General features: G+C 53.6%; 11 protein-coding genes and 1 riboswitch. Of the genes, 4 read left to right on the top strand and 7 right to left on the bottom strand.

The features are described 5' to 3' along the window. Window positions 1–45: 45 nt before the first annotated feature. On the bottom strand, window positions 46–2,943 hold the full coding sequence (gene rapA / locus EX31_RS03745; protein ID WP_037033447.1) for an RNA polymerase-associated protein RapA: 2,898 nt from the start codon (window positions 2,941–2,943) through the stop codon (window positions 46–48). A 211-nt stretch (window positions 2,944–3,154) separates the two neighbouring features. Beyond that, window positions 3,155–5,560, bottom strand: coding sequence for a DNA polymerase II (locus EX31_RS03740; protein WP_255347811.1), 2,406 nt, complete (start codon window positions 5,558–5,560; stop codon window positions 3,155–3,157). Window positions 5,561–5,798: 238 nt separating this feature from the next. Here EX31_RS03740 and EX31_RS03735 point away from each other — a divergent pair, with 238 nt between their 5' ends. Further along, window positions 5,799–6,566 (top strand): DedA family protein, encoded by a 768-nt coding sequence (locus EX31_RS03735; protein WP_013577035.1) that lies wholly within the window; start codon window positions 5,799–5,801, stop codon window positions 6,564–6,566. On the opposite strand, the gene thiQ is transcribed toward EX31_RS03735, so the two are convergent. The 4 genes from thiQ to sgrR all read right to left on the bottom strand — a co-directional run bounded on the left by thiQ (window position 6,556) and on the right by sgrR (window position 11,680). Further along, window positions 6,556–7,266: a thiamine ABC transporter ATP-binding protein ThiQ gene (gene thiQ / locus EX31_RS03730; RefSeq protein ID WP_013577034.1), complete on the bottom strand. Its 711-nt coding sequence runs from the start codon at window positions 7,264–7,266 to the stop codon at window positions 6,556–6,558. The two genes, EX31_RS03735 and thiQ, sit on opposite strands and share 11 nt — an antisense overlap. Then, on the bottom strand, window positions 7,250–8,860 hold the full coding sequence (gene thiP / locus EX31_RS03725; RefSeq protein ID WP_037033444.1) for a thiamine/thiamine pyrophosphate ABC transporter permease ThiP: 1,611 nt from the start codon (window positions 8,858–8,860) through the stop codon (window positions 7,250–7,252). The genes thiQ and thiP overlap by 17 nt, the downstream gene beginning before the upstream one ends. Then, window positions 8,836–9,819 carry a thiamine ABC transporter substrate binding subunit gene (thiB, locus tag EX31_RS03720; RefSeq protein WP_037033573.1) on the bottom strand — a complete coding sequence of 328 codons (984 nt, stop codon included), beginning with the start codon at window positions 9,817–9,819 and terminating at the stop codon, window positions 8,836–8,838. The genes thiP and thiB overlap by 25 nt, the downstream gene beginning before the upstream one ends. A 43-nt stretch (window positions 9,820–9,862) precedes the next feature. Continuing rightward, a riboswitch (TPP riboswitch) is annotated at window positions 9,863–9,978 on the bottom strand. Between the two features lie 40 nt (window positions 9,979–10,018). After that, window positions 10,019–11,680, bottom strand: a complete 1,662-nt coding sequence (gene sgrR, locus EX31_RS03715) for an HTH-type transcriptional regulator SgrR (RefSeq protein WP_037033443.1) — start codon at window positions 11,678–11,680, stop codon at window positions 10,019–10,021. Between the two features lie 102 nt (window positions 11,681–11,782). Between sgrR and sgrT the strand changes: the two genes are divergently transcribed. From sgrT to EX31_RS03700, 3 genes are all read left to right on the top strand, one after another. Continuing rightward, a complete protein-coding gene (gene sgrT / locus EX31_RS03710; protein WP_037033442.1) occupies window positions 11,783–11,968 on the top strand; it encodes a glucose uptake inhibitor SgrT in 186 nt (61 codons plus the stop codon). 160 nt (window positions 11,969–12,128) lie between these two features. Further along, window positions 12,129–13,292, top strand: coding sequence for an MFS transporter (locus tag EX31_RS03705; protein ID WP_037033441.1), 1,164 nt, complete (start codon window positions 12,129–12,131; stop codon window positions 13,290–13,292). 227 nt (window positions 13,293–13,519) lie between these two features. Continuing rightward, on the top strand, window positions 13,520–14,212 hold the full coding sequence (locus EX31_RS03700; RefSeq protein WP_037033440.1) for a hypothetical protein: 693 nt from the start codon (window positions 13,520–13,522) through the stop codon (window positions 14,210–14,212). Between the two features lie 283 nt (window positions 14,213–14,495). Here the strand turns inward: EX31_RS03700 and leuD are convergent, their stop codons facing one another. Beyond that, complete coding sequence (gene leuD / locus EX31_RS03695) at window positions 14,496–15,098, bottom strand: 3-isopropylmalate dehydratase small subunit (protein WP_013577027.1); 603 nt, start codon at window positions 15,096–15,098, stop codon at window positions 14,496–14,498. Between the last annotated feature and the right edge of the window lie 9 nt (window positions 15,099–15,107).

Raw genomic sequence — 15,107 nt, 5'->3', positions numbered from 1 at the left:
GGTTGAAATAAATAAGGGATGCAGACCGGCTGCATCCCGTCGGGCTTACTGATGGCTGACCACCACCAGGCGGATCGCATCCAGACGCCAGCTGGCATCGTTCAGATTCGCCAGCACCTGCTTACGGTTAGAGTCTACCGATTCCAGTTCGTCATCGCGAATGTTCGGGTTCACTTCTTTCAGCGCTTTCAAACGACCCAGTTCTTTGGTCAGTTGCTCGTCAGCTTCCACTTTCGCTGCTTCAATCAGGGCGCGCGCCTGATCGGCAATTTCCGCTTCCGCCTGTTGCAGCATGGCGTGAACATCCTGCTGCACGGCATTCACCAGTTTACTGGAGTTGTGACGGTTGATGGCATTCAACTGACGGTTAAAACTCTCAAATTCAACCTGAGCTGCCAGATTGGTGCCTTTACGATCCATCAGCATACGCACCGGTGTCGGTGGCAGGAAACGGGTCAGTTGCAGATGCTTCGGCGCCTGACATTCCACCACGTAAACCAGTTCCGCCAGCAAGGTACCGACCGGCAGCGCTTTGTTTTTCAGGATCGATACCGCACAACTGCCGGTATCACCGGAAAGGATCAGATCCAGACCGTTACGCACGATCGGATGTTCCCAGCTGATAAACTGTGCATCTTCACGCGAGAGCGCCTGTTCACGATCGAAGGTCACGGTGCAACCGTCTTCCGGCAGACCCGGGAAATCCGGCACCAGCATGTGATCAGACGGTGTCAGGACGATCAGGTTATCGCTGCGATCTTCCTGATTGATGCCGACGATATCGAACAGGTTCAGCGCAAAGTTGACCAGGTTAACGTCGTTATCCTGCTCGCCGATTTCCTTCGCCAGTTGTTGAGCACGTTCGCCACCGTTGGAATGCATCTCCAGCAGGCGGTCACGGCCATTTTCCAGCTTCTCTTTCAGCGCGTCATGTTCGGCGCGACATGTAAGAATGAACTCGTCCAGACCTTCCTGCGCGGCCGGTGCCGCCAGGAACGCAATCAGTTGCTCATAAGCGCTGTCGTAAATGGTGCGGCCGGTCGGACAAGTATGTTCGAATGCGTCCAGACCTTCATGGAACCAGCGAACCAGTACCGACTGCGCGGTCTGCTCGAGGTATGGCACCATGATGTCGATATTGTTTTGCTGGCCGATACGATCCAGACGCCCGATACGCTGTTCCAGCAGATCCGGGTTGAACGGCAGGTCGAACATCACCATCTTGCTGGCAAACTGGAAGTTACGGCCTTCGGAGCCGATTTCAGAACACAGCAGAACCTGCGCGCCTTCTTCCTGGGAAGCAAAGTAAGCGGCGGCGCGGTCACGTTCGATGATCGACAAACCTTCGTGGAACACAGCAGCACGGATTGCTTCACGCTCCCGCAGAACCTGTTCCAGTTGCAATGCAGTGGCGGCTTTAGCGCAGATCACCAGTACTTTTTCGTCGCGGTTGGCGGTCAGATAACCGAGCAGCCATTCGACGCGCGGATCAAAGTTCCACCAGGTAGCGTTCTCGCCTTCAAATTCCTGATAAATCTGTTCCGGATACAGCATGTCGTGCGCACGGGCTTCGGCGGTTTTCTTCGCGCCCATAATGCCCGAGACTTTTATCGCGGTCTGATACTGCGTCGGCAGCGGCAGTTTAACCGCATGCAGATGACGCTCAGGGAAACCTTTCACGCCATTACGGGTGTTACGGAACAGTACGCGGCTGGTACCGTGACGGTCCATCAGCATGGAAACCAGCTGTTTCGCTGCGGCTTCGTCGCCTTTATTGGCGGCGGTCAGCAGGGCATCGGTATCGGCATTGCCGACACTTTCACCGAGCAGCGCCAGCGCTTCCGGCGTCAGCGGTTCTTTGTTGAGTAACAGCGTCACGGCATCAGCCACCGGCTGGTATTGCTGCTGTTCTTCGATGAATTCTTCGTAATCGTGGAAACGGTCCGGATCCAGCAGGCGCAGGCGCGCAAAGTGGCTTTCCTGGCCCAGTTGTTCCGGCGTAGCGGTCAGCAGCAGAACGCTCGGGATTTGCTGGGAAAGCTGTTCGATAACCTGATATTCGCGGCTCGGCGCGTCTTCGCTCCACACCAGATGGTGGGCCTCGTCGACCACCAGCATATCCCAGGCCGCATCGGATAACTGCTCCAGACGGGATTTATTGCGGCGCACGAAATCAAGGGAACAGATCACCAGTTGTTCAGTTTCAAACGGGTTCGTTGCTTCATGGATGGATTCAGCGTAGCGATCGTCGTCAAACAAAGAGAAGCGCAGATTGAAGCGGCGCAGCATTTCTACCAGCCACTGGTGCTGCAGGGTTTCTGGCACCACGATCAGTATGCGTTCGGCACGGCCGGACAACAGTTGCTGATGAATAATCATGCCCGCTTCGATGGTTTTGCCCAGCCCCACTTCATCGGCGAGTAAAACGCGCGGCGCATGGCGCTGACCGACTTCATAAGCGATGTGCAACTGATGTGGGATGAGGCTGGCACGCATACCGCGCAGACCGCCGAATTCCAGACGGAACTGTTCACGCTGATATTTACGGGCGCGGAAACGCAGGGCAAAACGGTCCATGCGGTCAATCTGACCGGCGAACAGACGATCCTGCGGTTTGCTGAAGGTCAGTTTGCTGTCGAGCAGCACTTCGCGCATGGCAACGCCGGTTTCTTCTGTGTCCAGACGGGTGCCGATATAGGTCAACAGACCTTTGTCTTCAACAACTTCTTCGACCTGCAACTGCCAGCCTTCGTGACAGCTGATGGTATCACCGGGGTTGAACATCACGCGGGTGATCGGGGAATCATTTCGGGCATACAAACGGTTTTCACCGGTGGCGGGGAAAAGCAGGGTGACCATGCGCACATCCAGCGCGACTACGGTTCCTAATCCTAATTCGCTTTCCGTATCGCTTATCCAGCGTTGACCTAATGTAAACGGCATAATTTCTCTCTGTGTTGTGTGCTCTGTATACGGCGACTGCGCAATGCTTGTTCAGCCCGAGAGGTTTCACGGGCAATAGTTTTCTTTCCCCGCCCGGAGGCGCGGAGTAATTCACTGTGTGAGGATGATTCAGAAATGGGAAAGGGCGCTATGGTAATGGAAGGTAAGCGATTCGTCACCTGTGAATCACAAGAGCTGCGCCTTCTTTTGTTTAAAATAAACCCATCTGACCTGTAATCAGTGTAGCAAAGTCATCGTGAAGGAAAGGTAAAATGCCATCGGCGACCGGCTCGAGCTGACGCTCGATGTAGTGATCGTAATCGACAGGTGACTGACGGTTTTCCAGCGGCTCCGGGCCGGAAGTGGTCATCACATAGCTTATCCAGCCACCATTCTGATACTGTTTTGCCCGGCCATGCAGCGCGTTATAGTCATCGGCCAGCCGCGCGGCGCGAACATGCGGCGGCACGTTTTTTTCATAATCACTCAGTTTGCGCCGCAGGCGTTTGCGGTACACCAGTTTGTCATCAAACTCGCCACTGAGCGTGCGTGCGACATATTCGCGCACGTAATCCTGATACGGCTGGCGGTGGAATATGCGTTGATACAGCTCCTGTTGAAATTCCTGCGCCAGCTTCGTCCAGTCGGTGCGTACAGTTTCCAGCCCTTTATAAACGATGTGCTCACCGTCGGCGTCATTCACCAGCCCGGCATAGCGCTTTTTGCTGCCGGTTTCCGAGCCACGAATGGTCGGCATCAGGAAACGCTGATAATGGGTTTCGAATTCCAGCTCGAGTGCGCTTTCCAGCCCGTATTCCTGTTGCAGATGGGCTTTCCACCAGACATTAACCCGCTCCACAAGATGGCGGCCGATAACGTCGGCGTCTTCCTGTGAATGGGCTTTATTCAGCCAGACAAAGGTGGAATCAGTGTCACCGTAAATCACCTGATAACCTTCGGCTTCAATCAGTTCGCGGGTCTGACGCATAATGTCGTGCCCGCGCAGGGTAATAGAAGAAGCCAGACGCGGATCAAAGAAGCGGCAGCCGCTCGAACCGAGCACACCGTAAAACGCGTTCATGATGATTTTCAGTGCCTGCGAGAGCGGTTTGTTTTTCTGCTTCTTGGCTTCTTCGCGACCCATCCAGATCTGGCGGACAATTTCCGGCAGGCAATGTGTTTCCCGCGAGAAGCGGGCGTTGCGATAACCCGGCACCGAATGTTCATCGTCCGGTTGTTGCAGCCCGGCGACCAGTCCGACCGGGTCGATCAGGAAGGTGCGGATAATCGACGGGTACAGACTTTTATAATCGAGCACCAGCACCGAATCGTACAAACCGGGACGCGAATCCATCACAAAACCGCCGGGACTCATTTCGCCCTGCAATTCGCCCATATTGGGCGCGACGTAACCGGCGCGGTGCATGCGCGGTAAATAAAGATGGGTAAAGGCCGCCACTGAACCGCCGCTGCGATCCACGGCCAGACCGGTGACCGAGGCGCGTTCCAGCAAAAACGGCATCAGTTCAGTTTTGGCAAAAATACGCGTCACCAGTTCGCAGTCTTTCAGGTTATAGCGTGCCAGCGCCGGTTTATCTTCCCGAAAACGTTGTTCGATTTCGGCCAGCCGCTGATAAGGATTGTCGCTGGCTTTGCCTTCGCCTAATAAACTTTGCGAGACGAATTCCAGGCTGAATGAGTTGAAGTTCCAGAACGCCGATTTCAGTGCTTCAATACCGTCGATGATCAGACGACCCGCAGCGGCAGCAAAAAAGTGCCCCTGTTTGAAACCGTGTTCACGCCATTCCAGTTCACCGCCGCCGCGCCCGAATTTCAGCGGGATTTTGTAGCGGTCGGCGTGTTTTTGTAAAACCCGCAGGTCAAACTGCACTACGCTCCAGCCGATTATCGCGTCGGGATCATAGATTTCCAGCCACTCATTGAGTTTTTCCAGCAACTGCGGGCGGCTGTCGACGTAAACCATGTTGAAATCAAATTGAGCATTAGGATCGCCGTTCGGCGGGCCGAGCATATACACGTGGCGCTGCCCGCAGCCTTCCAGCCCGATGCAGTACAACTCGCCGTTGCCGCTGGTTTCGATATCCAGAGAACACAGTTTCAGCGGCGGGCGGTAGTCCTCCGCCGGTTTCATTTTGGTGTCCATCAGCAGCTTGTCCGGCCCCGGTTTACCGCTGAACCACACCGGTGCGGTGATATAGCGTTCCATCAGGAAGCGTTCCGGCGGGCGGATATCCGCTTCGAAAACACTGACGCCATTTTCTTTCAGCAGTTTTTCAATCCGCATTAACTGCCGGTGTTGCGGGCAATACAGGCCGAGAACGGCGCGGGAATGGAAATCCTGCAACGGCAACGGACGCAGACTGATATTTTTTTCATCAATGAGAATGCGCTCCGCCGCCGCGCGTTGTTCGGCCGGAATAAACGCCACCGATTCCTGTAAAGGCAGGCGCACTTTCTGCGGACCTTCGTCGGTCGCCAGCCACAATTCCACCTCGGTACCGCGTGGCGTGTCGCGCCAGTGGCGGGTCAGCACAAATCCCTGACGCGGCGGGGTGTCAGTGGCAGCAGAAGCGGGACGGACAAAGGTGGAAGTGATAAGCGCCTCGGAACGGTAAAGATGAACAGATAAGGAATCAGAACAGAGTATGGTTATTTATACAGTCTTTGTCTATGGCTCAGGTTTCTGCCAAATACGCATACAATTACCCGGTTGACTGTGATAGTTCATGCGCTGACAATTCAGCCGCTTGATGTATTTACTACAATGAGAATGCAGAAAACTCACACTTGTCTCATTTATCTGCGCAATTGGCGCAACTGAATTCTGGGAAGATATGGAAGCCTATCTACAACATCTGGTCGCTCAGTCGGTGGGCTTGGCATTAATTATCGTCGCGGTGGTGGCTTTCTTCGAGTCGCTGGCGCTGGTGGGCCTGATCCTGCCGGGTACCGTCATGATGGCGACGCTCGGGACGTTGATCGGCAGCGGTCAGGTGGGGTTGTACGAAGCCTGGCTGGCGGCGGGGCTGGGATGTTTCTTCGGCGACTGGGCCTCGTATTTCATTGGCCGCGGTTTCAAGGAACCGCTGCATCGCTGGCGCTTCCTCAAACGTTACCAGTCATTACTGGATAAAACCGGTTATGCGCTGGATCGCCATAGTTTTGCGACGGTGATTATCGGGCGTTTCATCGGACCAACACGCCCGCTGGTGCCGATGGTTGCCGGTATGCTGAACCTTCCGCCTTACAAATTTGCACCGCCGAATATTATTGGCTGCATCACCTGGCCACCGGTGTATTTCCTGCCGGGTATTCTGGCGGGCGTGGCCATTGATATTCCGGCCAGCCACAACAGTTCGGTCTTCAAATGGATGCTGTTTGCCGCCGTGGTGCTGATCTGGCTGAGTGCCTGGTTGCTGTGGCGCTGGTTCCGTTCGGGCAAAGCTTCACCTGATGCGATGACAAAATGGTTGCCCTTAGCGCGTTTGCGCATCGTCTGTGTGCTAAGTCTGGTCGCAACCGCAGTGAGTCTGGTGATGCTGAGCGAACAGCCGATGATGCCGGTTTATGGTCATTTGCTGTGGCAAGTGATCACCCGCTGATCCCCGGCATTATCCCCAACACGCTGGCCTGCGGTGCACTGCCGTCGGTCAGTGCCTGCGTCGGCCCGTCGTAAAAAATCCGGCCATCGACGATCAGCAACGTGCGCGGCGCGATCCGTGCCGCATCATCCAGATTGTGCGACACCATCAGCAGCGTGAGATGGCGTTGCTCACATACCTTATCCAGCAACGTCAGCATCTCACTGCGCAGCGCCGGATCGAGTGCTGAAAAGGGCTCGTCGAGCAATAAAACCGGCTGACTGCGCAGCAGGCAACGCGCGAGCGCGACACGCTGACGCTGGCCACCGGAAAGTTGTGATGGCAGCCGGTCCAGACATTCAGTCAGCCCGACCTGCCGGGCAATTTCTTCCAGTTCCTGCTTCTGCTGCGCGGTAAGTTTCAGCCCCGGATGCAATCCCAGCCCCATGTTCTGACGCACCGTCAGATGCGAGAACAGATTATTTTCCTGAAACAACATCGACACCGGACGTTTTGCCGGTGGCGTCACGCTGTGATCTGCGCCGTTGAGCAGGATCTGCCCGCTGACCGGCGCCAGAAAACCGGCGACCAGACTCAGCAGGGTACTTTTCCCGGCGCCGCTCGGGCCGAGGATTGCCACACGTTCACCGGCGTCGATCTGTAAATCGAAGCGCATCGGCAGATGTTCGTACAAATACGTCAGTTTATTCAGCGTCAGCATGGCGGCCCGGCAGTTTCTCAATCAGGGTGAATAACAGGAAGCATAGCAGCAGTAATAACAGCGCCGTCACCGCGCCGTCCTGGCTGCGGTAGGAACCAATCTGCTGATACAGATAAAACGGCAGGGTGCGGAAATTCTCGTTGCCGAACAAGGCAATCACACCGAAATCCCCCAGCGAAAGTACACAGGCGAAAGCCAGTGCCTGCGCAATCGGGCGTTTCAGTACGCTGAGTTCAACCCGGCGCAGCCGCTGCCAGCCATGCATATCCAGCGAAAGACACAGCAGCGTGTAGCGTTCTGCCACATCACGCATCGGGTTATCCAGCACTTTTAATGCATAAGGTACGGCCATCAGCGCATTCGTGAGGATCACCAGCGGCCATGGCGATTGTGGCAAACCGGTGGTATCGCCGAGCAACAGGAAGAAACCGGTCGCCAGCACAATACCCGGCATCGCGAGGATCAGCATGCCGCTCAGATCCATCGCCTGCGCCCAGCTATTTCTCTTGCGTAACCGCAGTTCGCGGCTGCTCCACAGCAGCATCATGGTCAGCAGCACACACAATAATCCGCTGCCGAGCGCGATACGCACGGATGTCCATAATGCCTGCCAGAGCGCGGGTTGTTGCAAGACACCGACCGCTGCACGGTTTACGCCATCGGTAATGACGGCGAGTAACGGCGGCAGGATCAGCAACAACGCCAGGCCAATCAGTACGGCATCGGCGATGCGCCGCAGCCAGGAATCGTCAGGATTACGCCAGCGCTGAGAATGCGTTTGGCCCACCGGCAACGCCTGACTGAGTTTCTGACTGAGCAACACCAGCGCCAGGCAACAAAACAGCTGGATCAGGGCCAGCGTGGCGGCGCGGCTTAAATCGTAGTCGTAACTTAGCGCCTGATAAATGGCGAGTTCAATGGTCGTTGCCTGCGGACCGCCACCCAGTGAAAGCACCGTGGCGAAGCTGGCGAAACACAGCATAAAGATTAAGGCGGCGGCGGGGAATATCTGCCGGCGAATGGCAGGCCATTCCACAAAGCGGAATTGCTGCCAGATATTCATACCGAGTTGTGCGGCGAGCTGGCGCTGCTCAACGGCGATATTTTCCAGTGCCTGCACTAAAAGACGGGTTGCCAGCGGCAGATTGAAAAACACGTGCGCCAGCAAAATGCCCTGTAAACCATACGGCGAGAAACGGTAATCCATGCCCAGCCAGCCGCAAATTTGCGCCAGCCAGCCCTGTCTTCCGTAAACACTGAGGATGCCAAACACGGCGACTAAAACCGGCAAGACCAGCGTCATCGCGCATAAACGCAGTAACAGCTGACGGCCGGGAAAACGGCGGCGGAACAAGGTGCGTGCCAGCAAAATCGCGGGCAGCACCGAGCAAAGCGCTGAAAGCAGCGCCTGCCAGAAAGTAAAGCGGATCACATGCCAGAGATAAGGATCCTGCCAGAGCGAGGTGCCGTTCATCTGTGGCGCATGACGCCACAGAGAGCCTAAAGCCAGTACGGCCACCAGCAACATAGCCAGTGATGCGATGACGCCCGGCAACAGCCAGCGGGGGATCAATGGCTGACGGCGTTCTGCCATGCCTGGATCCATTGTGAACGATGAGTTGCGACATCTTGTGCGCTGTATTGCAGAGATTTGGCCGGAACCGTCAGCTGTTTAAACGCGTCAGGCAGCGGCGTATCCACCACCGGATACATCCAGTTGCCGGTCGGGATCACTTTCTGGAAATCTTCCGTAGTGACGAACTTCATAAACTGTTCAGCCAGTTTCGGTTGCTTGCTGTTTGCCAGCTGGCCCGCCACTTCGACCTGCATGTAATGCCCTTCGGTAAAATCGGCTGCGGCGTAGTTATCTTTCTTCTCTTCGACAATATGATATGCCGGAGAGGTGGTGTAGCTCAGCACCAGGTCGCTTTCGCCTTTGAGGAATAAACCGTAAGCCTCGCTCCAGCCTTTAGTGACGGTGACAGTTTTCTTCGCCAGTTTTTCCCACGCTTGCGGCGCTTTATCGCCGTAGACTTTTTGCATCCACAGCATCAGGCCCAGACCCGGTGTACTGGTGCGTGGATCCTCATAAATGACTTTCCATTTCTGGTCGCTGTTGATCAGTTCATCGAGGCTTTTTGGCGGATTCTTCAGTTTATTTTTGTCGTAGACGAAGGCGAAATAACCGTAATCGTAAGGCACGAAAGTGCTGTCATTCCAGCCGCCCGGCACCGTCAGTCTGGCGTTGGTTTTCGGTGCTTTGGCGAATAAACCGGTTTGTTCAGCGGCCTGCAACAGGTTGTTATCCAGCCCCAGCACGATGTCGGCTTTGCTGTTTTTACCTTCCATCCGCAGACGGTTGAGCAAAGACACGCCATCTTCCAGCGCCACGTATTTCAGTTCGCAGCCGCATTGGGCTTCAAAGGCTTTTTTAATGGCGGGACCGGGGCCCCAGTCAGCAGAGAAAGAATCGTAGGTATAAACCGTCAGAACAGGTTTTGCCGCAAATGCAGGTGCAGAAAGTAACAGCAGGCAGGACAGTAATTTTTTCAACTTTGCGCTCCAAAAAAATGAAAGGGCAAAGGATTTTGAGTAAGCATCGCGCAGTCTCAAATCCCTCCGCCGGGATTAACCGGATCAGGTTCGACGGGTATCAGGTCTCAGCCATATTTAAACTTGCTTTCACAAGTGCTGGCACCCCGTTGAGAACGGATGTCATTCTAGAGACTAACGGCGCGATGCGATAGTCCGATTAACTGTCCGGTGGTGCAAACCAGGCGGATTTAAAGTCGAACCAGCCGAGGGTGTTCATACGCACGCCGCGCATACTGCGTTGCCCCTGTAGCACCAGCCAGTGATGGAACAGGGGATGGATCTGATGGCTGACCGTCTGTTTCTGGCTCCATTTCGCCATCGATAAATTCCCGGCGTGCCACAGGGCGGCATCGTCGTTCATCTCTTCGCTAAAGCAATGCTTTGCCAGCGGCAATTCGTAGAAATGCGCGAACAGTGAAAACTCCAGCGGCAGGGTGAAGTTGGCACTGCCGAGCCACAGATCACTTTTGGCATCGCCGCGGTGCCAGACTGCGTAATCCACTATCTGAATAATCAGTTCGATACCTTCTTCCGCCAGCAACGGGCGCAGGGCGTTGCAGATCGCCTGATGTTCGGAATGCTCGCCGTAAAATGTCAGCGTTACCTGCGTCAGGTTTTGCGGTTTGGGCGGACGTGGCCGGGGCGCTTTGTGATGCCATCGCGGCAGCAGGCCATACGCCGGAGACCAGTAGCGCTGGTAAATCGGTTCGGCATTATTCAGTAAGGCGATGGGATTGAGTAAATCGCACAACCACTGGCGTGTTTCTTCAGATTGTCCGACCGGCGAACGTTGGTCAAATAACAGGAAATAGCAGCCTTCTTCAAGGCGACTTTCCAGCTCGCTTTTGCCTGATTCATCAGCCTGAAGCTGTACGCCGGAATGCACCAGCTCTTCACTCAGTTCCGGTAATACCCAGATATTCACCTCGTCGATCAGTGCCCGGAAGCCAAAATAATCGTCAAAGGCGCGGATGCGCAGCTGTGTTTTCAGATTACGCACCACGGCGTAAGGGCCGGTGCCGACCGGATGGCGGGCAAAATCAGGCAGTGACTGCCATTCCTGCGGCAGGATCATCGCGTGGATATTGCCAAACAACCACGGCAGCCAGCGGTCGGGTTCATTCAGGTGGATATCTATGACATTTGCCGTGGGCGTCGTGACTGATTTCAGGTTGCTGAACAGCGGATGTGATTTCAGGCGAATAAACGTGGCGATAATATCTGCCATCTCGAGTTCGCGACCATGATGAAAATGAATGGCGGGGCGCAGATAAAACCGCCAGTGCAGCGGCGAAACTTCCTGCCAGTGATGGGCTAAATCGCCTTTTGCTTCCCCATTTTCCTCATTTATGCGTGTCAGGCCGCTAAAGATTTGTCTGGCAATGTGGGTTTCTGAACGGCGCAACATGGTGCCGGGCAGCAGATTCATCAGCGGGCGATAATACAGTACGCGCAGAATATGTTTGCCCTGACGGAAGCTGCGCCCGAGCTGGGACAGCAGCATCTGACGCACCAGGGTTTTGTCGCCGACCAGTTGTACCAGCTGATCAATGCTGTCCTGTTCCAGCAGCTCTTCAGCTCGCTGTTGCTGGAGTGCCAGCCCGGTATAAAGAAATTTCAGCGTGGATCGTTTGCCGCGTCCGGCCTCTGCATCCCACGTCAGCCAGCCCTGTCCCTGCATGGTGCTGAGCAACGAGCGCATGTGTCTGCGTGAACAGTTCAGGACTTCTGACAGTGCCTGTAATGTCGTTTCAGTTTCTTCACCGTGACAGCTTTGCCATAAGCGGATGAACTGTTGTTGCAAACGGGATGAGGACATAAAAGAGGAACTCCGTGGCCGATCTTCATCAATTTATCTTTCCTCATATTACGCCGATACTGTTTCTCAACGAAAGCCTGTTGTGAACAACCGGAGATCATCATGAAACGCAGTCTGAACGCCCGTTTCTATCAGCGTTATTTTGAAGCCATCAAAAAGAACGCCTCTAAAAATCATGCAGACTGGCTGTCATGGGTACCGGTGCAGTACCGTCTGGATATTCTGTCCCGTCTCACGCAGTGGGATATGGAAACGATGGACGACGAACAATACCGCCGGCGACTGTGACTTCAGGTCTGACTAAATTCGATTTTCTGAGTAATGGTGTATTGTCACCAGCCAGTGAGGAAACTCACTGGTTTTTTTATGCTCATTTTCCTGAACCGACTGAAACTTCGCTACACTGTCTGTCTTGCTTTATCTGCATTCATTTCTCAGGGACGACGTCATGTCAAAACCTCGTTTTAATCGTATTTATGTCACCTTTCTGGTGGTCTCCTTGCTGTGCGGCGTGGCGGGTGCATTACAGGCGCCGACGCTGAGTCTGTTTCTGACCAATGAAGTGAAAGTCCGGCCATTGTGGGTCGGCTTCTTTTATACCGTTAACGCTATCGCCGGGATTGCCATCAGCTTCCTGCTGGCTAACCGCTCGGATAACAAAGGCGACCGGCGGAAATTACTGATGTTCTGCTGCCTGATGGCGATCGGCAACAGTCTGGTCTTTGCCTTCAGCCGCGATTATCTGGTGCTGATCACTGTCGGTGTGTTGCTGGCAGCGATAGGTAACGCGTCGATGCCCCAGCTCTTTGCACTGGCGCGGGAACATGCGGATCGCTCCGCCAGTGAAGTGGTGATGTTCAGCTCGATGATGCGTGCGATGCTCTCGCTGGCCTGGGTGCTTGGCCCGCCGCTGTCGTTCATGGTGGCGTTGAACTACGGCTTTACGCCAATGTACCTGAGTGCGGCAGCGGTGTTTGTCGGCAGCATACTGATGATCCTGTTTTTCCTGCCCTCAGTACCACGCCTTGAACTGCCAGTGGACGAAAAAGTAGTGCATGCCAGCGCCTGGCGTAACAAAGATGTTCGTCTGCTGTTCTTTTCTTCTTTGCTGATGTGGACCTGCAATATCATGTATGTCATTGATATGCCGCTGTACATCACCAGCGATTTGGGCCTGCCGGAAGGGCTGGCAGGCTTGCTGATGGGGACGGCGGCCGGGCTGGAAATCCCTGCCATGCTGCTGGCCGGATATCTGGTGAAACGTACCGGCAAACGCAAGCTGATGCTGTACGCCGTGGCGAGTGGTGTGATTTTCTATGCCGGACTGGTGGCGTTTCAGTTCAAGGCGGCGCTGATGATCCTGCAACTGTTCAATGCGATTTTCATCGGCATCGTGGCGGGGATCGGCATGCTGTATTTTCAGGATCTGATGCCGGGAAGGGCAGGTTCAGCGACTACGCTATTCACCAACAGCATTTCCACCGGTGTGATTTGCGCGGGGTTGCTGCAGGGCTTTATCGTGGAAAACTTCGGCCATTATCCGGTCTACTGGGCGGCAACTGTGCTGGCGGTGGTGGCGCTCGGGCTGATGTATAAAGTCAAAGATGTTTAAATGACGTAAGGTTAATGAGCGATTTATTCGCTCTTTAACCTATTCAACTGAATAATATATTCCGTTTTTTGCTTGTTCCGGCAACGTCTTAATGATTTTGAAGTATCTGTTTTTATCCTGCAAAGATTAATATTTTAAGTGCTTCGCATCCTCTTTACCTGTATGGCTAATGAAAAGTATTTTCTATAATAGCGTCTTTCTTAAAATTCTAATGCAGGGTGTTAAATATGATTCCAGTTGTACTTATCAGGAAAACATATAATTCATTTATTGATGAGAAAAAATCTGAGGGCTGCTGTATTGGGTTATGCCTGACGTGGCTGGGCGATATATTAAAAGAAAGGCCGGTACAACAAAGGGGGGGCTGGTTTTCCGGCTGGCTTTCCGGTTGGTTCTCCACGCCACTGACACCTGACAAGAAAGCCTTAATCCCCTCTGATACTGAGAAGCTGAGGCTATTGCTTGAACGTTCATACCGGCGGCACGAGAGCTATCTGAGGAGCTGCAAGGAGAGCCAGCAGGATCCGACACGTCAGGCAGGACGCCATCAGGTCTTTGTTAATTATAAAAATTTCCGTCAGGCAGAAAAGGAAAGAATAACTGGCGTTCCCGGTTTACAGTATCGTCTGATAACACGTAATGATTTCATGTTATTTAACGGGGTAAACAGTTTTGGTCAGGCTCACCCTCTCACCGGAGCGATCATTGCTTTCCGGTTTTCTGAGGTGCCGGGTGAGGTTGGCTATCATGCCGTTGCGGCGTTTCGCTACAGTGCTTCGGAATGTTTTTTTCTCGATCCCAATTTAGGATTATTTAAAACATCCTCTTCTTATCCTATGTTAGATATTACTAAATATATTAAACAAGTATACAGAGAGGCTGTTCCATTAATGGAATTTATAGTTTCTAAGAAAAGCTAATTAAATGGTGGCCGATTTTTGTGCATTCGCCGTTGTTGAGTAAAAATAGTAGAAGTGTTTTGAATATGATTAATGTCATTTCCATCGAAAAAAATTATGGTTAAGTCGATTTTTTATCAGGCAAGTACCAGGATCCCATCGCTGTAAGTGAAATAATCGTGACAAAGAAACTGAAGACCGGATGACTATGCAGGAGTAACTTTGCAGAGGCTTTCGGGGATGTCTGAAGGCTGATGAAGAAAGCGGGGCTGGGCCCGCCTTCTTCATCGTTTACAGATAATAATCACTGCATAAACGCAGGCTGATTCTTCTCGTAGCCGGAGATATTTTCTTCGTGTTGCAGGGTCAGACCGATGCTGTCCAGACCGTTGATCATGCAGTGACGACGGAAGCTGTCGATGACAAACGGATAGCTTTTATCGCCCGCTTTAACAGTCTGCGCTTCCAGATCCACTTCGAACTGAATGCCTTCGTTAGCTTTCACCAGCTCAAACAGTTCATCCACTTCGGCGTCGCTCAGCGTGATTGGCAGCAACTGGTTGTTGAATGAGTTACCGTAAAAGATATCGGCAAAGCTTGGCGCGATCACCGCATGGAAACCGTAATCGGTCAGTGCCCATGGCGCATGTTCGCGGGAAGAACCGCAGCCAAAGTTTTCGCGTGCCAGCAAAATGCTCGCGCCTTTGTAGCGCGGTTTGTTCAGCACGAAATCAGGATTTGGCACCTGACCGGCATCGTCCAGAAAACGCCAGTCATTAAACAGATGCTGGCCGAAACCGGTACGGGTGACTTTCTGTAAAAACTGTTTAGGAATGATGGCATCGGTATCGACGTTAGCTGCATCCAGCGGAACCACCAGACCGATGTGTTGGGTAAATTTAGCCATGGTGTTTTC

Source organism: Rahnella sp. WP5, from assembly GCF_000745615.1.
Classification (GTDB): Bacteria; Pseudomonadota; Gammaproteobacteria; order Enterobacterales; family Enterobacteriaceae; genus Rahnella; species Rahnella aceris.
Note: the sequence above shows the minus strand (reverse complement) of the source record. Positions and strands in the feature narration are given on the sequence as shown.

What these genes read in the sequence shown, in the direction of transcription:
- EX31_RS03735 (WP_013577035.1), top strand. Translation starts at nt 5,799, where the DNA reads ATGGAAGCCTATCTACAACATCTGGTCGCTCAGTCGGTGGGCTTGGCA.
- sgrR (WP_037033443.1), bottom strand. Translation starts at nt 11,680, where the DNA reads ATGTCCTCATCCCGTTTGCAACAACAGTTCATCCGCTTATGGCAAAGC.
- EX31_RS03700 (WP_037033440.1), top strand. Translation starts at nt 13,520, where the DNA reads ATGATTCCAGTTGTACTTATCAGGAAAACATATAATTCATTTATTGAT.
- sgrT (WP_037033442.1), top strand. Translation starts at nt 11,783, where the DNA reads ATGAAACGCAGTCTGAACGCCCGTTTCTATCAGCGTTATTTTGAAGCC.
- thiQ (WP_013577034.1), bottom strand. Translation starts at nt 7,266, where the DNA reads ATGCTGACGCTGAATAAACTGACGTATTTGTACGAACATCTGCCGATG.
- thiP (WP_037033444.1), bottom strand. Translation starts at nt 8,860, where the DNA reads ATGGCAGAACGCCGTCAGCCATTGATCCCCCGCTGGCTGTTGCCGGGC.
- EX31_RS03705 (WP_037033441.1), top strand. Translation starts at nt 12,129, where the DNA reads ATGTCAAAACCTCGTTTTAATCGTATTTATGTCACCTTTCTGGTGGTC.
- leuD (WP_013577027.1), bottom strand. Translation starts at nt 15,098, where the DNA reads ATGGCTAAATTTACCCAACACATCGGTCTGGTGGTTCCGCTGGATGCA.
- rapA (WP_037033447.1), bottom strand. Translation starts at nt 2,943, where the DNA reads ATGCCGTTTACATTAGGTCAACGCTGGATAAGCGATACGGAAAGCGAA.